Source organism: Sulfoacidibacillus thermotolerans (assembly GCF_003144315.1).
In the GTDB taxonomy this organism is placed as follows: Bacteria; Bacillota; Bacilli; order Alicyclobacillales; family SLC66; genus Sulfoacidibacillus; species Sulfoacidibacillus thermotolerans.
Window position 1 is genome coordinate 128,168 of record NZ_MPDK01000002.1, and the last position, 22,206, is coordinate 150,373.

The 22,206-nt window shown below is 46.3% G+C and carries 20 protein-coding genes; 9 read left to right on the forward strand and 11 right to left on the reverse strand.

Annotated features, from left to right (window positions below):
- The first annotated feature begins 120 nt into the window (after nucleotides 1-120).
- From BM613_RS01075 to BM613_RS01115, 9 genes are all read left to right on the forward strand, one after another.
- Nucleotides 121-1,041, forward strand: a complete 921-nt coding sequence (locus BM613_RS01075; RefSeq protein WP_109429591.1) for a proline dehydrogenase family protein — start codon at nucleotides 121-123, stop codon at nucleotides 1,039-1,041.
- 19 nt (nucleotides 1,042-1,060) lie between these two features.
- Complete coding sequence (gene pruA / locus BM613_RS01080; RefSeq protein ID WP_109429592.1) at nucleotides 1,061-2,608, forward strand: L-glutamate gamma-semialdehyde dehydrogenase; 1,548 nt, start codon at nucleotides 1,061-1,063, stop codon at nucleotides 2,606-2,608.
- A gap of 115 nt (nucleotides 2,609-2,723) precedes the next feature.
- Complete coding sequence (locus BM613_RS01085) at nucleotides 2,724-3,134, forward strand: universal stress protein (protein WP_109429309.1); 411 nt, start codon at nucleotides 2,724-2,726, stop codon at nucleotides 3,132-3,134.
- 179 nt (nucleotides 3,135-3,313) lie between these two features.
- Nucleotides 3,314-3,709, forward strand: coding sequence for a MerR family transcriptional regulator (locus BM613_RS01090; RefSeq protein ID WP_109429310.1), 396 nt, complete (start codon nucleotides 3,314-3,316; stop codon nucleotides 3,707-3,709).
- The gene (locus tag BM613_RS01095) at nucleotides 3,709-5,310 is read left to right on the forward strand and encodes an acyl-CoA dehydrogenase family protein (RefSeq protein WP_109429311.1); all 1,602 of its coding nucleotides are present in this window, start codon (nucleotides 3,709-3,711) and stop codon (nucleotides 5,308-5,310) included. Before BM613_RS01090 ends, BM613_RS01095 begins: the two co-directional genes overlap by 1 nt.
- Nucleotides 5,303-6,925 (forward strand): AMP-binding protein, encoded by a 1,623-nt coding sequence (locus BM613_RS01100; protein ID WP_109429312.1) that lies wholly within the window; start codon nucleotides 5,303-5,305, stop codon nucleotides 6,923-6,925. The genes BM613_RS01095 and BM613_RS01100 overlap by 8 nt, the downstream gene beginning before the upstream one ends.
- A gap of 117 nt (nucleotides 6,926-7,042) precedes the next feature.
- Nucleotides 7,043-7,804, forward strand: a complete 762-nt coding sequence (locus BM613_RS01105; RefSeq protein ID WP_109429313.1) for a (Fe-S)-binding protein — start codon at nucleotides 7,043-7,045, stop codon at nucleotides 7,802-7,804.
- Entirely contained in the window at nucleotides 7,801-9,240 is a 1,440-nt protein-coding gene (locus BM613_RS01110) for a LutB/LldF family L-lactate oxidation iron-sulfur protein (protein ID WP_109429314.1), read from the forward strand. Before BM613_RS01105 ends, BM613_RS01110 begins: the two co-directional genes overlap by 4 nt.
- A 3-nt stretch (nucleotides 9,241-9,243) precedes the next feature.
- Nucleotides 9,244-10,008: a LutC/YkgG family protein gene (locus BM613_RS01115; protein ID WP_109429315.1), complete on the forward strand. Its 765-nt coding sequence runs from the start codon at nucleotides 9,244-9,246 to the stop codon at nucleotides 10,006-10,008.
- A gap of 42 nt (nucleotides 10,009-10,050) precedes the next feature.
- Here BM613_RS01115 and BM613_RS01120 read toward each other — a convergent pair whose 3' ends face one another.
- The 11 genes from BM613_RS01120 to BM613_RS01170 are packed head-to-tail and all read right to left on the reverse strand — an operon-like array spanning nucleotide 10,051 to nucleotide 22,206.
- A complete protein-coding gene (locus BM613_RS01120) occupies nucleotides 10,051-11,406 on the reverse strand; it encodes a DNA recombination protein RmuC (RefSeq protein WP_219930607.1) in 1,356 nt (451 codons plus the stop codon).
- On the reverse strand, nucleotides 11,403-12,116 hold the full coding sequence (locus BM613_RS01125; RefSeq protein WP_109429316.1) for a precorrin-2 dehydrogenase/sirohydrochlorin ferrochelatase family protein: 714 nt from the start codon (nucleotides 12,114-12,116) through the stop codon (nucleotides 11,403-11,405). The genes BM613_RS01120 and BM613_RS01125 overlap by 4 nt, the downstream gene beginning before the upstream one ends.
- Before the next feature lie 45 nt (nucleotides 12,117-12,161).
- Nucleotides 12,162-12,749 (reverse strand): cob(I)yrinic acid a,c-diamide adenosyltransferase, encoded by a 588-nt coding sequence (locus BM613_RS01130; RefSeq protein WP_109429317.1) that lies wholly within the window; start codon nucleotides 12,747-12,749, stop codon nucleotides 12,162-12,164.
- 14 nt (nucleotides 12,750-12,763) lie between these two features.
- Complete coding sequence (locus tag BM613_RS01135; protein ID WP_109429318.1) at nucleotides 12,764-14,311, reverse strand: cobyric acid synthase; 1,548 nt, start codon at nucleotides 14,309-14,311, stop codon at nucleotides 12,764-12,766.
- 3 nt (nucleotides 14,312-14,314) lie between these two features.
- Nucleotides 14,315-15,769 (reverse strand): cobyrinic acid a,c-diamide synthase CobB, encoded by a 1,455-nt coding sequence (locus BM613_RS01140; RefSeq protein WP_109429319.1) that lies wholly within the window; start codon nucleotides 15,767-15,769, stop codon nucleotides 14,315-14,317.
- Nucleotides 15,759-17,198, reverse strand: coding sequence for an APC family permease (locus tag BM613_RS01145; protein ID WP_181362809.1), 1,440 nt, complete (start codon nucleotides 17,196-17,198; stop codon nucleotides 15,759-15,761). The genes BM613_RS01140 and BM613_RS01145 overlap by 11 nt, the downstream gene beginning before the upstream one ends.
- Nucleotides 17,199-17,251: 53 nt before the next feature.
- Nucleotides 17,252-18,379: a cobalt-precorrin 5A hydrolase gene (locus BM613_RS01150; RefSeq protein WP_109429321.1), complete on the reverse strand. Its 1,128-nt coding sequence runs from the start codon at nucleotides 18,377-18,379 to the stop codon at nucleotides 17,252-17,254.
- Nucleotides 18,372-19,163, reverse strand: a complete 792-nt coding sequence (cobM, locus tag BM613_RS01155; protein ID WP_109429322.1) for a precorrin-4 C(11)-methyltransferase — start codon at nucleotides 19,161-19,163, stop codon at nucleotides 18,372-18,374. The genes BM613_RS01150 and cobM overlap by 8 nt, the downstream gene beginning before the upstream one ends.
- Entirely contained in the window at nucleotides 19,157-19,888 is a 732-nt protein-coding gene (gene cobI, locus BM613_RS01160; RefSeq protein ID WP_109429323.1) for a precorrin-2 C(20)-methyltransferase, read from the reverse strand. Before cobI ends, cobM begins: the two co-directional genes overlap by 7 nt.
- Nucleotides 19,872-21,122 carry a precorrin-6y C5,15-methyltransferase (decarboxylating) subunit CbiE gene (gene cbiE, locus BM613_RS01165; RefSeq protein WP_109429324.1) on the reverse strand — a complete coding sequence of 417 codons (1,251 nt, stop codon included), beginning with the start codon at nucleotides 21,120-21,122 and terminating at the stop codon, nucleotides 19,872-19,874. The genes cobI and cbiE overlap by 17 nt, the downstream gene beginning before the upstream one ends.
- Complete coding sequence (locus tag BM613_RS01170; protein ID WP_181362842.1) at nucleotides 21,085-22,206, reverse strand: cobalt-precorrin-5B (C(1))-methyltransferase; 1,122 nt, start codon at nucleotides 22,204-22,206, stop codon at nucleotides 21,085-21,087. The genes cbiE and BM613_RS01170 overlap by 38 nt, the downstream gene beginning before the upstream one ends.

The following is a 22,206-nucleotide window of genomic DNA, read 5'->3' on the forward strand; positions in this document are numbered from 1 at the left end:
ACTGCGTATCAGTAAGGAAAACCTGTTGTGTTTTTTTGTGGCATGGTTCTTGCTTGTATTTGAAATGAGAAGCGCCACATGAGAACCCTCTTGCAGCGCAAGAAAGGAGCATCAGGAACCGTGGAACAAGTGATGCGCAATGTGCTTTTGTTGATGGCAAAAAACCGCAAAGCAAATCAATTGGCGCGTCGCTATGGATTGCGCCTTGGCGCACAGCGATTTGTCGCTGGTCAAACGTTAGCGGAAGCCATTTCGACGGTGCAGACACTCAATGCAAAACAACTGCTCGTCACGTTGGATCATCTTGGCGAATCTGTCTTTACAGAGGCGGAAGCCATACAGTCTGCAGACGCATGTGTACAGACATTAGCGGCTATCTCTGAGCGTGGTGTACGGTCGCACTTATCGATCAAACTCACCCAGTTAGGCATGGATTTATCGCGTGATTTATGTAAGGAAAACGTCATTCGCATTCTCGAAGAGGCAAAAAAACACAACAATTTTGTGCGGATCGACATGGAAGATTACGCACATAACGAAAAGACCATCGCCCTTTTCCGTGAACTGCATGCGACTTATGGCAATACCGTTGGACTTGTCATCCAAGCCTATTTGTATAAGAGTGAGAAAGATGTCGCGCAACTTGGTGAACTTAATGCAAATTTACGCATTGTAAAAGGTGCTTATAAGGAAGATGCGTCTGTTGCATTTCCAAATAAGGCTGACGTAGATAAAAACTTCCTACATCTCGCTCAGCAACATCTCGCCAATGGTCACTACACGGCAATAGCGACACACGACGAAGCAATCATTGAACAAATGAAACAATTTGTCGCATCGCAACACATTCCAAAAGACGCTTTTGAGTTTCAAATGTTATATGGGATTCGTCCTCAGTTGCAACAGCAGTTAGCTTTAGAAGGCTATAAGGTGCGTATTTACGTCCCTTACGGCGATGACTGGTATGCGTATTTTATGCGCCGTCTCGCAGAGCGTCCCGCGAATGTCAGCTTTGTCGTAAAATCTATGATCCACGCATAAGAAAAGGAGGAAATTGATGATGACACTCACACCATTCAAAAATGAACCTTTCGTCGATTTCAGTTTGCCAAAAAACGAACAAGCTATGCGTCAAGCCATTGAACAAGTTAAAAATCAACTTGGAAAATCCTATCCCCTAGTGATTAACGGGGAAGCGATTTTTACCGAAGAAACTGCCCCTTCTTATAATCCAGCAAAAAAAGATCAGTTGATCGGCACGGTAAGCCAAGCTGATCGCCAAGCGATTGATCAGGCAATCGCTGCAGCAAGTGAAGCGTTTGAGACTTGGCGCTATACGCCAGCTGAAGTACGTAGTAGCTACTTACTAAAAGCAGCAGCTGCAATTCGTAGGCGCAAGTTTGAATTTAGTGCATGGATGGTACTTGAAACGGGGAAGAGTTGGGCTGAGGCAGATGCCGACGTAGCAGAAGCTATTGATTTTATGGAATATTACGCCCGCGAAATGTTGCGTTTAGCAAACCCTGTTGCACTCGTTCCATACGAAGGTGAATTTAACCGGCAAGTCTATATTCCACTCGGTGTAGGTGTCATTATCCCGCCTTGGAATTTTCCGCTTGCGATCATGGCCGGTATGACGACATCAGCGATCGTTACAGGCAACACAGTATTGCTTAAACCATCGCCAAATGCACCTGTTATTGCCGCGAAGTTCGTAGAATTAATGCATGAACTCGGACTACCAAAAGGTGTTCTAAACTATGTGCCGGGTCGCCCTGAAGAAATTGGCGATTATATGACCGGTCATCCTTTGACACGGTTTATCTCGTTTACAGGCTCGCGTGACGTCGGTTTGCATATTGTCGAACACGCGAATAAGCGCGTCCCAGGTCAAAAATGGATCAAACGCGTCATTGCAGAAATGGGCGGGAAAGACGGCATTGTCGTCGATCGAGACGCTGATCTTGATGCAGCTGCCGCTGCGATTGTACAATCCGCATTTGGCTTTCAAGGTCAAAAGTGTTCTGCTGCCAGTCGAGCAATCGTCCATAAAGACGTCTACGATGAAGTTGTACAAAAAGTAGTCGCACTGACGAAATCATTGCCAATGGGAAATCCTGAAGACAATGTCTATGTGGGACCTGTCATCGATGAGAAAGCTTTCAAAAAAGTACAGCACTACATCGAAATTGGAAAAACCGAAGCAAAACTTGTCGCTGGCGGAGAAACAGGTCCAGATCACGGGTTTTTTGTGCAACCTACCATCTTCATTGACGCAAAAACAGACAGCCGGTTGATGCAAGAAGAAATCTTTGGTCCTGTGCTAGGCATCATGAAAGCGGACAGTTTTGAGGAAGCCATTGACCTTTTCAATTCCACTGAGTATGGGTTGACAGGCTCTGTATTTAGTCATGACGAAGCACATCTCGCCTACGCCAGTGAGCGAATGTTTTGCGGAAACCTCTATTTCAATCGCAAGTGTACAGGTGCACTCGTTGGCGTTCATCCTTTTGGTGGATTCAACATGTCTGGAACCGATTCAAAAACAGGAGGTCCAGATTATCTCCAATTGTTTATGCAGGCAAAAGTCGTCTCAGAAAAATTTTAATCAATCTCCCCTTTTGTCAGACGCCTTTGATTTTCATCTAGTCAAGGAATAAAAAGTAGCGCATAATGAGAATCGATGAGAACAAAATAGCGATCACACAGTTAGGGGTAGGAAAATGAACGTTCTGATTGGGTACGACGGCACGGAATCGGCAGATCAAGCACTGCGTTATGCATTGCGGACATTTGCGACAAATGACGCATTACAGGTTCACGTTCTATTTGTGGAATCAATCCCTTATGTCAATGGAGAGTTTGGTGTTTTACCTGTCCCCTATGACACAGAGAAAAATCGCGAATTGCTCGCAAAGGCAGATCAAATTTGCCAAGAGTACCACGTGAAGCCTACACTGCAATCCGAAATTGGAGTACCAGCAGACGTAATTCTCGATACAGCAAACAAATTACACGCTGAATTGATTGTGCTTGGCGCTCATAACAAGGGGGCACTAGAGCGTTTATTGCTTGGAAGTGTCAGTGAAGCAGTTACCCGTCGTGCGCATTGCTCTGTGTTAGTTGTACGCTAGTCTTCTTCTAAATGTGGCTAGATTCTCTTATTTTTGGCATGCTGCAAGCCATTTGTGCATAAGAAAGGACCACTGAGTTCAGGTGGTCTTTTCTTATGCACAACATCATTTTACAGCGAAAATAAGTTGACGTAAACGTAAATAAAAGATATATTTCGACTATAAGATAGGAGGGAAAAATGATCGAACGATCCTATTCGATTACTGAGTTAACAGAAATGTTTGACGTAACCTCACGGACTTTACGTTATTACGAAGAACTCGGTCTATTAAATCCTGAACGACGTGGTACGCAGAGACTTTATCACGATCGCGATCGAGTGCGCTTGCAATTAATTCTGCGCGGGCGTCGCCTTGGTTTTGGGCTGCAAGAAATCTCCGACATGCTTAGTTTGTATGATGCGGACCCGACAGAAGTTACACAGTTGCAGGCTGTTTTACAGCGTGGTGACGCCAAACTGCGAGAAATAGAAGCTCAAATTCGCGATTTGGAAGCTGTTCGTGCGGAACTGTTGGAAGTGCGTTCCCGCCTTGAGAAAACATTGGCACAAAAACAGAGAGGAGAACGTGAATGATGAATCACATCTCATATGCTTACGGACAAAACCATTTTGCACTTGACGATGATTTGCAGATCATTTTGCAGCATTACTGGCCAGAGTTTGCCGCACACAAAAAGGAACTTATAGAATTTGGCGCATATGCGGGTCGTGATATTTATGAAACCGTTTACCACGTAGATCATGATGCGAGACCCATTCTCATGACTCATGACCTCGATGGAAATCGCATAGATCGCGTACGTCTGAGTCCTGCACATCGCGCTGTCCTACAAAATACAGCACACATTAACCGTCCCCCATATGAAGGTGGGAGTTGGCACCATCATTTTGCACTTGGCTATCTAATTGGCGATCCAGGCATGTATTGCATCCTTACGATCACAGGTCAAACCGCATACGCCATTCACAAATACGCACCAGAGTTTAACCAAATAAAAGAACAACTTCTTCGTGGGGATGCATATGGAGCCACGTGGATGACAGAATCACAAGGAGGCAGCGATCTTGGGGCAAACACTGCGATCGCTTTCCCAGATGGAGATCACTGGCGACTCACAGCAGATAAGTATTTTGCAAGTGGAGCTGGACTCACCGATTACGCGATCACAACCGCCCGCCCACATGGAGCAAAAGCAGGCCCCAAGGGACTCGCCTTATTTTTATTGCCAAGAGTAAATAAGGAAGGTCAACTCAATTTTCACATTCGACGCCTAAAAGATAAAAGTGCGACGCGCTCCGTACCTTCTGGTGAAGCTGAGCTTAATCAAAGTGAAGCATACTTGATAGGAGAAGCAGAAAAAGGGATTTACTATACGCTTGAAAATTTAACAGTTTCACGTCTTGCAAATGCCATTGGCGCTATGGGAACCGCACGCAAAGCTCATCTTGAAGTTCTAGGAAGAGTGCAGCGCCGTCAAGCGTTTGGCAGTCTTTTACTCGAACATCCTCTGATTCGCCGCGATTTAACAGACCTTGCTGTGCGGTTAGCCGGTGGACTCGCACTTAGTTTTCACGCAATTGAGAAGTTTGATAAAGCTTGGGAAGCACGTCCTCCTTATACAAGTGCCTACCACTATGCACGTTTTCTTACGCATGTGGCAAAAAACAAAACTGCGAATCACGCGTCTGTCATGACGGCGATGGCGATGGAACTGTTTGGTGGCCTTGGGTTCCTTGAAGAATATGCAGTCGCTCACTGGCATCGCGAAGCACTCATCACGCCAATTTGGGAAGGCCCAAGTAACATTCAAGCACTCGACTTTCTTGAAACGATCAATAAACAACGCGCTCACGAATCCTACCTTACAGAGTTCATTCCTCTTCTTGAACAAGTGGGTACTCGGCACGCGAAGATTGCCAAAGAAACAATTGAATCTTCATTACAAAAACTTGCAAGTCTCTCACCACAACAGGCACAGTGGCATGCAAAACATGTACTTGACCAAATCGCCGACGCAACACAAGTCGCCCTTCTGTACGCGCTTGCTCATTCAGGGAATACTCGCTATGAAAAATTAGCGGAACTGTATGCAACACATTTTATCTTACATGAAGAATATCCAGACTGGGCACTTCAGGATCAGGCAATTTGGGGGGCGGGAATCGATGCGTAAAGGATTAATTCACGAAATTTTAGCGGATGCAGCATGGAATTTTCCTCATGTTGAAATCGTCAGCGGGAATATTCGTTCCACATACGCGAAGGAATGGGAGCGTGTACTGCAAGTAGCCGCTGGATTGCATCAACTTGGTGTGAGTAAAGGAACTGTCATCGGCGTGCTTGATGTAAACAGTTACCGTTATTTTGAACTTCAATTTGCAGTATCGTTGCTTGGAGCTATTATTCATCCACTTAACTTTCGCTTGCCCATGGAAGATCTCGCCTATACGGTACAACACGCGAGAGATGACGTTCTCTTTGTCCATTCCGGGTTTCAAGAAGTAGGCATAAAGCTCCGCCCCTACGTGAAGCACTTCATCTGGATGGACGAAGCTTTCCTTTCGATTGCTTTCTCCGAACACTCAGAGAACGATTTTACGTTTGAGCAAGTCATCGCCTTGGGTCAGACAGCCAATTTATCAAAAATTGAACTGTCCACTGCACAACTGCAAGACACCGATATTTACTCCGTTTTTTATACCACAGGAACAACAGGTCGTCCCAAAGGCATGCAATATCGACATCGTGATTTGCTTCATGCTTCCTTACAAATAGCTCATCATCTAACGATACACGAAACAGGAGCAAGATTGGCACATGGCGCTACAATTTTTCCCCTCATCCCCTTTTTCCACATTCATGGATGGGGCACGCCATTTTTTGCTCCTTACCTCGGAGCGAAGCTCGTTTTGCCTGAGCGCGCGAACGTGAAAGAACAATTAGCACTGATCAAACAGGAGAAAGTTTCTTGGAGTAATATGGTCCCTACTCAATTACACATGCTGTTGAACGAAGTTTTGCAAGAACAGGAACAGCAAGCTTTGCTTGCACTTCGTATTCTCACAGGAGGAAGTGCGCTACCAAGCGGCCTGGCCAGCCGGGCAAACGCGTTGGGTATCGAATTTTCATTAATTTACGGCGGTTCTGATCAATTGGCAACGGGAATTTCTGCCCTTTTAGAACCTGCTCTCACGTCTTTGCAAAAACGAGAGATTCTATCCACGCGAATTGTTCCATTACCGATGGTAAAAATTGATATTCGCGGAATCGATGGACAAACGGTCCCCAAAGATGGACATACCATCGGCGAAGTTTATGTGCAGAGTCCCTGGCTTCCTGACGGCTATCTGAATGATGAAAAGCGCTCACAATCTGCATACATCGATGGGTGGTTTCGCACAGGAGACCTTGCAGTATGGCATGAAGATCATACTTTCCATGTGCTCGATCGTCAAAAAGATGCAGTCAAGAGCGGTGGGGAGTGGATCGCGACAAGTGTCATCGAAGCTGTTCTCTCCGAATTAGAAGGTGTAAATGCTGTTGCTGTCATCGCCCAAACAGATGAGCACTGGGGGGAGCGCCCTATCGCAGTCATTGAATCAAGTACCTCCCTAAGTACTGAAACAGTCCGCGATCACCTTTTGCAAGCCGTTCAAGCAGGCCGCCTAGCAAAATTTTGGATCCCTGATCGTATCCTTTTCATTCCTTCCATGCCTATGACAAGTGCTGGAAAGATTCACAAGGCGGTATTGCGTCAACAACTCGCGGAACAGATTGAAGACTCATAAAAAGTGTCCGAATTTCATCACTTATGATATAATTCTTTTCAATTCTACTAAACTGTATCAGATGTTTTCAATCCATTGTTCAGGTCACTTGATCAAAGCAGAAAAGAAGGTGGCTCCTTGCAAGTCTCTATTTTTATTACCTGTCTGATTGACACGATGTTTCCCGATGTCGCGGAGAGTCTTGTCCGCTTATTGCAACGACAAGGCATTCAAGTGCAAGTCCCCCGGGGACAAACATGTTGTGGGCAACCAGCATTTAATTCTGGGTATTGGGAAGAAGCTCGTGAAGTAGCTAAAACGTGGATCAATGCATTTTCTGACAGTGATTATATTGTCTCTCCTTCAGGCTCCTGCGGCGCTATGATTCATCACAATTACCCCATGTTATTTAAAGACGATCCAAAACGCCTCGCACTGATTGAAAAGTTGAAAGCGCGCACATTTGACTGGACACAATTTTTCGTCGATATCTTACAAGTTGAAGACCTAGGTGCCTCTGCGAATGTAAGAGCTACCTATCACCCTTCTTGTCATGCAACCCGCTTGCTTGAACTTCACAATGCTCCACAGCGTCTTTTACAGCATGTACGTGGATTAACCTTGGTCGATCTGCCATTTGCTGAGCAGTGTTGCGGTTTTGGCGGCACATTTTCCGTAAAAGTCCCAGCCATCTCGACAGCAATGGCTACTGATAAAGTAACCCATATTGCTAAGACACAGGCACAAGTTGTGCTTGGACTCGATATGGGCTGCTTGATGAACATCGCAGGCCGTATGAAGCACATGCAAATGGAAATCCCCACGATGCATCTCGCACAGTTTTTAGACCGCGCTACATCAGGCGTTCCTATTCTTGAAAAAGCGGGTGATCGCATATGAATCCACAGTTTGACGCGCGAATTCGAGCCGCTTTAAAGGATGAAAACTTACATGTCGCCCTACAAATTTCCACAGATCGTTTGCGTGAAAAAAAAGCAGAAGCTGTTGCTAAGATTGATTTTGAAGCGTGGCGTGAACGTGGACGAGAAATTCGTGCACATGTAATTGCCCATCTCGATTTTTACCTTGGACAACTTGCACATCAAGTGAGAGAACGCAAAGGACATGTGCATTTTTGTTCTGATGCAAATGCAGCAGTGCAAGTCATCCGCGAAATTGTGCACATGCATCAAGGAAAAAAAGTCATCAAATCTAAATCTATGGTCACAGAGGAATTGCACCTTAATCAAGAACTGATGCGAGATGGCATTGAGGTCGTGGAGACAGACTTAGGAGAATATATTATTCAGTTAGCTGGTGAAACTCCTTCTCATATTATCGCTCCTGCAATCCATAAAAAGCGTGAACAGATCGCCGACTTATTTAGTGAAGTTGCAAATCAGCCAATTGCATCTGATACGCCTAGTTTAAATGCCTTCGCACATAAGATTCTGCGCGAAAAATTCATTCAAGCTGATATTGGAATTACTGGTTGCAACTTTGCAATCGCAGAGACAGGAACCATCTGCCTTTTTACAAATGAAGGAAATGGTAGGATGGTCACTACGCTGCCTCCTGTTCACATTGCAGTGATGGGAATGGAACGCATCTTACCGAGTCTAGAAGATCTCGAAGTGTTTATGAATCTTCTGCCGCGCAGTGGTACGGGTCAAAAGTTAACAAGTTACGTATCTCTTATCACAGGCCCAGCAGATGTACAAGAACTTGATGGTGCCCATGACTTTCACCTTGTCATTCTCGATAACCACAGGAGTCGCTCATTAGGAGATCCCGATTTTCAAGATGTTTTACACTGTATCCGCTGTGGTGCCTGTTTAAATGTTTGCCCTGTCTATCGACAAATTGGCGGTCATGCGTATCAATCTGTTTACTCAGGCCCAATTGGAGCCGTTCTCACTCCGCTCTTGCGTGATGATCCAGAAGCTGCCGACCTGCCATATGCGTCAAGTTTATGCGGCGCTTGTTATGAATCATGTCCAGTAAAAATCCCGCTCCATGACATGCTCGTAAAACTTAGGGCTCGAAATGTCGCACGCGGTCATACCTCATCCCTCGAACGAGTCGCCTTTCGAACTTATCAGCATGTTTTTACACGCGCAATAAACTATCGTTTAGCAGTTCGCTCTCTGCGCACCGTACAAAAATGGTTTTTGAAAAATGATGAATTCCCCTCTTCCATGCCTGGCCTATCAGCTTGGACAAAAACGCGCAGCTTACAAGGAATGAGTCCGCTCACTTTTCGCGAACGATTTGCACAAGGGCTTACGATCGATCAGATTACAGCACAGCTATCCAACAGTCAAAAAGGAGATTAAAAGATGAACGCGAACGATGAAGCTACATTTTTATCAAATATCGCTCAGCGTCTCGGGCGCAATGAGCCGCTTCAAGTGGCCCCAAAACGCGCATACCGAGGAAGTGAAGGATTACAACACAGCTTACTCCCAAGCGAAATCACTGAATCCAATCAAATTCTTCAAAAACAACTTCAAGGAATTCCTTTATCTATCAAAGAACAAAATCAACTTGCTGATGTTTTTTGTAAGTCCCTTGTAGAAATTGGCGGACATGCAAAAATCATCACCAAGGATCAAGTCACAATCGCTTTGCAAGATATTTTCTTGATGCATCGCCCGACATCTGTGCTCGCTTGGAAGGATCCTCTTCTTGATAAACTAGGAATTCAAAAAATCACACAGAACTACTCACTCAAATTCGACGTATGGAGTGATTCATCAAATATAGATAAGGAATCCATCGCAAAAGCTGAACTTGGTATCACTTCTGCTGACTATGCAGTTGCTGAAACTGGATCGCTTGTATTGATCGGCTCACAGACGCACGGCCGTTCCGTAAGCCTTTTGCCCGCAACCCACGTCGCGTTTGTACCCCTTTCACGCCTTCATCTGCGCGCCGCAAGTGTACTTTCTGAACTGCGAACAAACCGGATGCCAAGTAGTGTCAACTGGATCACAGGACCCAGTCGCACCTCAGATATTGAGATGGATTCAACAATTGGTGTTCATGGTCCAGCACATGTCTATGTATTTCTTATGCTCGACGAAAAGGACGATCAGCTATAGCTGGCTATCTCTTAGTAAAAGAAAGGAAATGGGAGAGCATTGTTAAGCTCCCCCTTCCTCGTCATCCACTATGTGTATTCGATCCTCGCCCAACCTCTCAATCGCCTGTCCCTCAGGAAGTGCTTCTACCTCACTTAGCTTGCGAGAAATGACACGGGTTCTTCGCTCAACCTGACCAAAATCCGAACTAGCTGCATCAATTTTCTTTTTCACCTTCGCAAGTACATCACCAAATTTACTGAATTCTGTTTTCACTGCAGCTAACGTAGTCCAAACCTCGGAAGAACGTTTTTCAATGGCTAAGGTACGAAAACCCATTTGTAAACTGTTTAAAATTGCAGCGATCGTCGTTGGCCCTGCAACCACAACTCGCGCTGTGCTTTGCAATTCTTCAAGTAACCCAGGCCTGCGAATGATTTCTGCATATAGTCCCTCTGTAGGTACAAAAAGGATTGCAAAATCAGTAGTATACGGAGGACAGACATATTTTTCACGAATTTTCTTTGCTTCCTCTCGAACACGGCGTTCGAGTGCTTTCCCTGCTTCCTCCATCTGCCCAAGATCCCCTACATCTTGCGCATCCATTAGACGTTGATAATCTTCAATCGGAAACTTTGCATCAATTGGCAGCCAGACTGGGGATTCATCGGAACGTTTTCCAGGCAAACGCAAAGCAAACTCGACACGATCTTGGTGTTCTGGATGAACGGCGACATTTGTCGCATACTGATCAACCGTCAAAATTTGTTGCAACAACGTCCCCAACTGGACTTCTCCCCAAGTCCCTCGTGTTTTGACATTCGTCATGATCCGTTTTAAATCGCCGACTCCACCTGCAAGCGTCTGCATTTCACCGAGACCCTTGTGCACCTGTTCTAATCGCTCAGACACTAATTTAAAAGAATCACCTAAACGCTGTTCCAGCGTAGCATGCAACTTTTCATCAACTGTAAGACGCATTTGTTCTAACTTTTGCTCGTTGTTTAGCAGTAAGAGATGCAGGCGCTGTTCAAGCGTTTCTTTTACTGTGTGTAAGCGCGCCTCTGTCACTTCTGTTACATGATCCAATCGATGAGCGAGTTCCATACGCTGTTCCTGAGATGCTTTCCCTAATATTTGTGTAATTCCTTCAAGATTTTTTTGCAAGCTGATGGATTGTCGTTGTACAGCATCATGTAACGCTTTATCGTGGCGCTCTAAGATTCTTCCGATCTCTTCGCGATCTCGACGCGCAGATTCCAACATTTCTGTACGATTACGGGGAAATTCATCACGCATTTCACGAATTAACAAGTCAAGTTCATGTGTTGTTGGTCGATTCGTTTTTAACTTTGTTAAAAAGAAATAAATCAAAATACCTTGCATAAGAAAAACAATCCATAATAATGCTGTATTCACAAGGTTTCGTCCCCTATTTTTCTATCTATATTCTCTATTTCTGAACGTTTGTGTTGGGGTAATGGATCGACGGACAACCCATACTCCATGCAAACACGAGTTACCGTATCCTGGAATGCTGCACCGTGACCGCTTTGCCACAAACGCAGCAGATCCGCTGTAATTAAGTTCTTTAAACTCTCATGCTTCATTTTCGTTGATCGATCGAGGCTCAGAATTTCCTTTCGTATATTTGCCAGATAACTCGCTAATTCACCAAGTTCTTGTGGAAGATACTCCTCTATATATTCACGTAATGCGCGCGTCAGTGCAGGACTTTGCCCAGAAGAGCCAATTGCTACTTGGATCTCACCACGACGAATGACCGCTGGAACCAAGAATGTACACAATGTGGGATCGTCACTCACATTCACAAAAATACCATGCTGCTTTGCGTCACGTGCAACCTGCGCATTCACTGACGCGTCATTTGTCGCTGCAAATACGAGTCGCTTCGCAGCAAGATCTTTCACATGATACGTTCGTGCTACATGTAACAGCGCTTGGCTATCGCGTAAATCAGCGAGTTCTGTATGTAAACTTGGACTGACTACAGTTATTTTCGCTCCTGCCTCAATCAAGGTTCGCACTTTGCGCAAGGCGACTATACCACCCCCAACAACCAGACAAGGCTCACCTTGCAAATCTAAAAAAGCACTATAAAAGGACACGCTTTTCGTTCCTCCTGCCCAACTTCTTTAAAACTCCATCTCGAATCAGCGCTCGTTTGACTTTGACTTTTCCCGAAAAACGAGAGGACTGTTTTGATATTCAATGTCTGCAAAGTGATCTCGCGCATTTATTGCCCGGGCAAGCACAAATAGCAAATCAGATAAGCGATTCACATATTGCAGTGTTACGGGATGAATTTCTTCTTCCTGCATCAATTGCACAATTCGACGCTCTGCCCTTCTCACAACGGTACACGCCACATGCATCGAAGCTGCCGCGCGATTCCCCCCGCGCAACACAAACTTTGTTAGGCGATCCGCCTGTTCTTTGTAGGTATCAATGAGTGGTTCAAGTTTCGCCGCAGCATCAAGAGCCGTGCGATAAGGTCGCTCCACTGCAACAGGACGAGCGAGATCAGCCCCTACGTCCCATAGCGTCTGCTGTACTTGCCGCAGAATCTCTAAAATATCCTCATCGCGCTGAGGTTGAAGTTCTGCTGCCGCAAGTCCAATAAATGCACCCGCTTCATCAATAGCACCATATGCTTCGATTCGTACATTATTTTTAAATCGACGCTCCCCACCCACAAGGGCAGTCTTTCCTTTGTCGCCGCCGCGCGTATAAATTCTCATCCTTCTGACCTCCTCTATAAACGTTTAGAAGAAAGCATTTGGTAAATCGCCTCCATATTGAGATGTTGACGAACGATTTCGGCTAAGCGATCATACGCTGCTTTTCGCACATCTCTCGTGACTACCGTCTGCTCTTTTGCAGTCCATCCCCGGCGCACACGCAAGCGATTAAGCCAAACGGTTCGAAAGTCGTCATTATGCAAGATTCCATGCAAGTATGTGCCAATCTGACTACCATCTGCCGATTGTGCTCCATCAGCTGAGAGTAAATTTTCACGCTCACTGTGAGCGAAAGCAAATATCTGCTGAGATCTCATCGATGTTTTCCCCATATGAATTTCATATCCAGTCACAGCAATTCCTGCGTATGGACCTTGCAACTCACCTACAACTAATTCCGTGCGCTTTTCATCGGAAATGACCGTATCACAGTCAAACAATTCAAGGCCAGCAATCGCATTTTGACTTGACTCGTGATGATGTGGGTCACGCACTTGCTGCCCTAACATCTGAAAGCCACCACAAATGCCAAGAACGTATGTACCTTTCTGTACGCGCTCCCTTATTGCTGATGCGAGTCCTGATTCCTTTAGCCAACGCAAATCTTCCATTGTATTTTTTGTTCCCGGCAAGATGATCGCATCGACGTGCTGCAGATCGTTCGGATGGTCACAAAAATTCACTACGACATCAGGTTCAAGAAAAAGTGGGTCAAAGTCTGTAAAGTTCGCTAAATGGGGGAACGCAATTACAGCAATTTGCAACACCTGCTCTGAAGACGCTTCAAGGGAGAACTCCCTTGGCATACGATACCGCTCTGATTCTAATCCAAGTGAATCTTCTTCCTCAATTCCCAAGTCTGAAATGTGCGGAATCACACCAAGTACAGGAACTTTTGCATATTCTTCAAGCAAATGTACCCCCTCTTCAAACAAGGCCGGGTCTCCTCGAAATTTGTTGATGATAACACCCTTTACACGCGCGCGCTCTTGCGCAGTTAACAGATGTAACGTTCCAACAACAGAAGCAAAAACGCCACCTCGATCGATATCTGCCACAAGCAAAACATCGGCATCCGCCATCATCGCAGCTCGCATATTCACAATGTCGCGCGCTTTTAAGTTCATCTCAACGGGACTTCCTGCTCCCTCCATCACAATCACTTCATAGCGCTCTTGTAGAAACTGAAAGGATTCCGTCACAGCCGTCCAAAGCTCTTCTTTATTGCTCTGAAAGTAAGTGCGTGCAGACACTGTATCTTTGACTTTCCCTTGCACGATCACCTGAGAACGCGTAACTCCAGTAGGTTTCAGCAGTACCGGATTCATATGCTCACTTGGTAAAATTCCGGCGGCTTCTGCTTGTACAGCTTGTGCACGGCCAATTTCTCGACCAGACGGAGTAACTGCCGAGTTCAATGACATATTTTGCGCTTTAAAAGGAGCTACACGATAACCATCTTGTGCAAGGATACGGCAAAGCGCTGTACAAAGTGTACTCTTTCCAACGTTTGAAGCCGTTCCAAGCAACATAATGCTTCTTGCCCCCGCCTTGGTTCGCATGAATCACTCCCCCTTAGCGGCAACAGTCCGTGTTTTTTGATAAACCGCACAAGCGTGGATAAAGCGCTGGACAACCGCAGGATTTGAAGCGAAGTGCAGATGTGTATAGCCTGCTACAAGTGTATTTGTAGAGAACCCATCCACCTTTTTCCCGCGCAATCCTTTCACTTCATAAGCGTATGGCGGGGAATCCAGCTCATAGGTGAGAGTTGAATAGTGAAATTCATGTCCTTTTACCGTTTCACCCTGTGCCAATAACAAGTGATCGACGAGCGCTGTCGCTTCTCGATACCCTAATGCTGCTAAATTCTCTTGCATCTTAACTGTTGCAGGGATAACGCCAACCATCGGATGCCGTTTCCCCGCTCGATCAACAATTTCCTTCGCTAAAAACATGTATCCTCCACACTCTGCAAAGGTCGGCAATCCACCCTTGATTTTCCCATACAATTGCAACAAAAGTTCTGTACGTGCGCTCAAATCTCCCGCGAATTCTTCAGGAAATCCACCACCGATATAAAGTCCATCCACATCATCAGGAAGTAAATCCCCCGCAAGTGGAGAGAAATAATGCAAGTCTGCTCCAGCTAACTCTAAGAGTTCTAAGTTTTCCGGGTAATAAAAATTAAACGCAGCATCTTTAGCAATCGCGATTTTTACTTGTGTTTGTTTTTCCTTTTTAGTAAAAATTACTGCGGAAGGCTCACTGAGCGCCGATGCCCCTTGCGCAATCTCAAGTAATCGAGCAACGTCTACCGACTCTTCAATACGCTTTGCCAAAAGATCAAACAGTGGGCTGAGTTCCCCCCGTTCAAGAGCTGGAATTAAGCCTAAATGTCGCTCTGGAATTGCGACGTCTGCCATTTTAGGAAGATATCCGACCGTGGGTACATTGCATTCTTGCTCAATCGCCGTTTGAACGATGCGATAATGTCCAATACTTCCCACGCGATTGACAAGGACTCCTGCGATCGGTACGCTCTCAAGCAATTTTTGAAACCCTAGAACAAGCGCCGCAGCACTACGTGCCATGCCACTTGCATCAATCACTAAAATGATAGGCGACTGCAACAAAAGGGCAAGCTCCGCACTGCTCCCGACATTCTCTTTGACATCACGCCCATCATAGAGCCCCATAACCCCTTCAATGACAGACAGATCTGCATCCGCACTCGCACGCCAAAAAATTTCACGCACGCCGTCTTCGCCTACCATAAATCGGTCTAAATTGCGCGCAGGTCTATGGGTTACAGCCGTATGATAACTAGGATCGATATAATCAGGTCCTGCTTTAAACCCTTGTACAGCAAGTCCTCTTTTTCTGAGCGCAGCGAGTAACCCTAAAGTGAGAGTTGTTTTCCCTACGCCAGAGTGCGTCCCGGCAAGTAACAGCCGCGGTCGCAAAGCCGTCTGGGACGAAAACTCAGCCACCGATTGAAGATTTATCTCACGTGACATGGACAGCCTCTCCTTCGTTCTCCTCTGCAAATGAAACGGCATGCACGACATGTGGCTGTTTTCGCGGCATCAGCATAAAGACAACCCCTAGTGCGAGCAGAACAAACACTGCGTAATCTGACCAAGGAGAAATCACTTGGGGACTTAGTACCAAAAACGCGATCAACACAGCCCCTAAATAAAGCGTTGTAAACATCGAGCCCACGCGCATCACGCGGTGCGCGTGCCACGTCATATCTCCAATGTGACGTTTGCGATGCATCTTCCATAAAAAGATTGACGCCGTCAAACTATCCAACGTAAATTCAAGCGTCAAAAAGAACCCTGCCGCTGAAAGGACAACTGCAAAAAACGTCTCCAAGGAACTCGCAAATAACTGCAACATCGTGATCAACCACAAGACGATAAACACAACAAGCGTAGCTACCACAGGCGAGCCTCGCCGATTTAAACGCGCAAATGACTGCGGCAGCAAGCGATCGCGCCCCATTGCATAGAGCGCCCGAATCAAAATGTATCCCGTCAACCAGAGCGAACCTGCTGTCGAGGCTAAAATCGGAATCAAAATCGATTGACGAACGGCCGCGGGCAAAAACGGCGCCAAGTGATTTGTCCACGCCACCATTGGATCTGGTGAATTGGCAAGCGCTACAAGCGGCGTTTCCCCGATGATCAGTGGAAATAGCACCGCGTAGATCAACAGTGCGACAAAAGCTCCGATAATGCCGCCAAGCCCGGGATCCTGCTTTGGTTTTGCAGATTCTTCTGATGCGTAACTGTCAATCTCCCAGCCGTCAAGAATCGTCGTTGCAACAATCATCGTAAGCAAAATCCCTGCTACAGGAAACTTCCCTCGCCATACCGGAAAGTGAGCATGCGGCAACATAAAGGCTCCAAGTCCGGCAAAGACGAGCAAAAACAGCACTTCCACGACCAAAAAGACTTGTGTAATGCGCGCTGTCGGCCGCGCCCCAGAAAGGAGCGGAACCGACGCAAACAACAGCCAAAATGTGCTGATCGCAAACTCTACCCACACATTGTTTTGCCAGCCCGGATGCAAAAGTGCAATCGTATACTGCGCAGCCGGAATCACAATCGGGGGCAACGAGGTAAAATATGCAAGAATGATTACCCACCCTTGAAAACGACTCGCTTGAGCGCCCATGACGCGCGCAGACCAGTGGTATGACGCGCCAGAATGCGGGAAATGTTGATTGAGTACACGAAAAATAAAAGCAGAGAGGAGAAAGGGGATCGCTACTAAAACAATGGCCAGCAAACTGTAAATCCCACTATAGGCCACCATCACGCCAGCTGCCGCAGAAATACTAAATGCAGGGCCAACACTCGAAATTGACAAACTACTTAGATCAAACAGCGAAAAAGTTTGACGCAATCTATGATGTTCATGCTTTAACTTCGTTTCCAAACCCACTCACCCTCCGTCCTTTTCTTCTCTCAGCCCGAGTTTCTCACATACTTTTACGTTGAAGCCGTGAAATTCATACGCTCGTCCTCTTGCATCTCATGTGTAATCAAAGAAACGGAAACAGTGACATTCCCGGATTTTACTTTTTCTACAATCCAATCAGAAGCTTGCGCAGATAGCCGCGCTGCAGGTTCACTTACGCCATAAGCACCAACATAACGAAAGACTGTATCTGAAGGATGGGGCAGTTCCACAGTATTTAACTCTTGCGCGGAATAAGTTACGAGCGGCCAATGATATTTTTCACAGACAGCCAATAATCCTGGTTCGTCGGCTTTTTTGTCAATCGTGGCGAGATTGCGCACACTCTGCCAGGCAAGCCCTCTTTCATGTAAGGTCGCAAGGATCACTTGTTCGATTTCTTGTTCAGATGTATTGCGATTGCAACCGATGCCTACCACTAAAACTTTAGGACGATATAAAACAGCAGAAGTAGAAATGATATCCATTAACTGTTGCGAAAGCAGACGATGAGTGACGATGAGTGCCGCATGAAATGGATGTTCAAGGATCTGTTCAGCCTTTGATAAGACACGAATGTGCTTGGGAAGAGGCTTTTCATAAGTCCACCAATCGCGTTCCCCTGATTCCTGCACAAACAAAACGGGCTCTTCATTGACAACAGCCGCACTTACCTTTGTAACATTCTCCCATAGATCGATTTTCCAGCCATGTACCCTCCCGAGTAAATCCACTGCGATCGTCTCTGAAACGTCAGAGGCAGTTGTAATCACAGGAAGCGCATCAAGCATCTTCGCAACCGTTCGAGTTAATTCATTGGCTCCGCCCAAATGTCCCGAGAGCACACTGATCGCATAAGTGGCACGATCATCAATCACAACTACAGCCGGATCGGATTTTTTATCTTTTAACAGCGGAGCAATCATTCTCACCATCGCACCCAGCGAGATGATACTAATTATCCCTTCATACTGTGCAAACAGCGTAGGAAGAAGTTGCATGACTGGTTCTGAAAACGTCTGAATCGCTACGTTTGCTTCGTCTCCCTGAGCAAATTTTTGCGGATAATACACGTCTACTTCTGTCCATTTGGCTTGCAATCTGCGCGCAATCGCTGTCCCATGCTTTGTTATTGCGACAATAGCAAACCGTTTAGTCACTCGCAGCCACTCCCTTGCGATAGCGGTGCGTAAATGTCTTATCGTATAATTTTGAGCGATGTTCCGTAGAACTTAATAACTGAGGATCTAACGCCCATCCTGCGAGAATCATGGCGTGACTAGAAATGTGCGCATCCCCCATCGCGCGCACCATATGGCTAAGTGTAGTGCGGATGATTTTTTGCTCTGGCCATGTCGCTTTTTGTACGATCGCAACGGGTGTTGTTTCCTTCCAGCCGGCTGCAAGTAGTTCCTCAACAATCGTTTTTGCAAGTGTGGCGGAAAGATAAAAAGCCATCGTGCAATGATGTTCAGCCAGTGACCGCAGTTGTTCACGCGGCGGCATGGGAGTACGCCCCTCTACACGCGTCAAAATCACCGTTTGCGTAAGATCAGGGACGGTCAGTTCCGCAGACAGTGCGGCTGCGGCAGCAAATACTGAACTGACCCCCGGAATAATTTCAAATGCGACTTCTGCTTGTGTAAGCATTGCCATCTGCTCCAAAATAGCCCCATATACAGCTGGATCACCGGTATGTACACGCGCCACGCTCGCACCATTTTGCACGTGATCAATCATCAGATCTACAATTTGCATCAGATCAAGACCCGCGCTTTTGATGATTGTAGCCTGTGGTTTGGCATTTGCAATAAGCGCTTCTGATACGAGACTGTCAGTGTAAAGAATGACATCTGCAGTTTGTAAAATGCGCAACCCTTTTACTGTGATGAGTTCTGGATCACCAGGACCTGCCCCCACGATATACACCTTTGGCTCTAGCACGTCTTTTTCACCACCATCAACGTTAGATAATTCAGTTCTGCACCCTTTAAATCCAAGACATTGCGCCACACAACTTCTTCGCTTGAAGTCACTTTCGTAACAACCATTGCATGTTCGGCTAAATTCATCGATTCAAGCAGAGAAATCATCGGATCGAGAACCTTAGCAACTTTTAGAAATACAACACAGTCATGATGTACAAGTTGTGCGCGCATATCTTCCATTCGATCCGTTGCAGGCACAATTGCCACGACTTCATCGCCGTCCGCAAGCGGTACATCAAGTCTTGCAGCCGCCGCGTTGATAGAAGAAACACCAGGCACAGTAATTATGGTGGTTTCAGGAAGGCGTGATTTTAATCGTCTTGCCATGTGAATAAACGTGCTGTAAAGCATTGGATCGCCTTCTGTGACAAAAGCGACGTCGCGCTGCTGCAATAAGTGTGCACACACCTCATCCACGGTGCGATCCCACTGCGCAGAAAGTTGCTCTTGATCCCTCGTCATCGGAAAAACCAGTCCGAGCATTGTTTTCTCACTTGGATCAACATATAATTCAACGATGTCAAGCGCATAACTGCGACCCCCCATACGCTTTTTGGGATATGCGATCACTTGACATTGCTTTAAATAGCGAAACGCCTTAATCGTAATCAGTTCTGGATCGCCAGGACCTACCCCAATTCCATAAAGTGTACCCGTCCTGCCTTCACTCACTGTTGTCATCGTCCCTCTCCTCGACCCGTGAACCTGTAATCAAATACACGGGGTTCATGCCTTCAAATCGCGTCAAGTGTAAGATCGGTTTACTGCGCGATGTTTGCACAAGTGACACAGATACCGCAAACTGCAGTTCGCGTAAGGTCTCATAAGCTGTCGCCAAAGTTTCAATGGTCACCGCATTTACTACAATCCGACCACCCGCACGCAACCGCGCTGCGCAAAGTTGTAACAATTCGCGAAGCTCTCCTCCACTGCCGCCAATAAAGACAGCATCAGGATCTTCAAACTGATCAAGTAAAGCTGGCGCGCGTCCAAGTACTGCGACAAAATCCGTTCGAAATTTGACCTGGTTCGCCTGCAAGTTGGCGAAGTCTTCCTCATTTTTTTCAATCGCATAAACACGCAAATCAGGAGTTTGTAAAATCGCTTCAATCGAAACGGATCCTGTGCAAGCGCCAATATCCCATAAAACACCACCCGGTTGCAGTTGCAACTCAGCGAGGCTAAGCACACGAATTTCTCGCTTTGTAATCAGGCCGCGATCAGGTTTTCGCTGTATAAACTGCCCATCGTCAATCCCTAAATGAGTGCGAAAAGGTCGTGTCTTAGGATCTCGTTGCAAAAGCACCACATTTAACTCTGAAAAGGTTTTTTCAGCCATCTCGGCAAGTTCGTACCAACCAGTTCGCTCATGCTTAGAACCCAGATTTTCAGCTACAAATGCACGATACTCTCTCATCTCATACCGCATGAGATATTTTGCTATCGCACTTGGCGTATTGGTAGGATCCGTTAGAATTAGGACCTTATCACTCGCATTCACGCGCTGAGCAAGTCCATGCATCGCACGTCCATGAAGACTAACCCAACTTGCGTCGCTCCAGCTTTCTTGACAGCGAGCAAAAGCTAGTTGAAGAGAACTTACATACGGGGTAATCGAGACACGCTCAGGTCCAAACTGTTTAGCCAAGTATGAACCAATACCAAAAAAATTTGGATCCCCGGAAGCGAGGACGACGACTTTACGTCCTTCCCCCTCCTCTTTTATACGTGCAATGAGGTGTGTCAGCGATCCCTTGATTTCAAGCGTTTGCTTTGCAAAATGCGGAAAAAAAGAGAGATGCCGCTGTCCACCAACTAGCAAGTCAGCGTCCAGAATCTCGGCAATCGTTTCTTCTGGAAGCTGACTTGCCCCGTCATCACCAATTCCCACAACCCGAATCCACTTCTCCTTCAAATGTCGCCCCTCCCAGTTCCTCTCCACTCATTGTGACAAGTTGCGTCACAATCGTTGCTCCGCCGTCAATCTCTTTAGAAATCTGGCGACAACAGTGAAGACTCAAGTGCGAAAAAAATTGCGGATATCCCCACTCCAGCATCCAATCTCCCACTTGCATCGCGGTGTTTGCTTGGCGAATTTGCTCACAAAGAGCAGGCGGTACACCACTTTCATCTGCAACTTGTGCCAAAAAATCAAAATCAACAGGAGCACTTTTCGCATGCACCATCATGACACCTTGTGCAATTTTAGAAAATTTCCCCATCATTCCAACAAACCGCAAATCGCGAAATCCCTGTTTTTTTGCTTGTTTCGCCGAAAACCCTACAAAATCCCCCATTTCAATAAAGCAGTCTTCTGGTAGCTCTTTGTATATGCGCATCGCAAATTTTTCGCTTCGTCCGCCTGTGGTCAAAACAACAGCCGTTCGCCCCTGTTCTTTTGCCACGCGCAACCCTTGTACAATACTTGCTCGATAGGAAGAAGTAGAAAACGGAACGACCGTTCCTCGCGTCCCTAAAATCGAAATGCCCCCGATAATTCCAAGTCGCGCATTGAGCGTCTTTTTTGCTATCTCTTCACCATCAGGAACAGAGATTACCACGCGCACACCTCGTTTGACGCCATAGGCCTGCATCACATCTTCCACAGCCTGTAAAATCGTGCGCCGCGGTACAGGATTGATCGCAGCTAGTCCAACCGCAACAGGGAGCCCAGGCTTCGTCACACGCCCCACACCAACGCCGCCGTCCAATTCAATCCCTTGTTTTTCCGAAAAAGAAACGGTTGCGACAATTTTTGCGCCATGTGTTGCATCAGGATCATCGCCTGCATCTTTAATCGTAGCGGCTGTTGCAAAATATTCGTTAAAAGCGACATCTTGCAGCGAAAATGTGACAGCATCTCCAATAGGTAATACAGTTTCAACTTCTTCAATCGGTTTTTGTGTGATGAGCATCAGCATAGCTGCCTTTGCACACGCAGTCGCACAAGCACCTGTCGTGTACCCGTGTCGCAAGGGTCGATCAGGAACTTCAAGCAT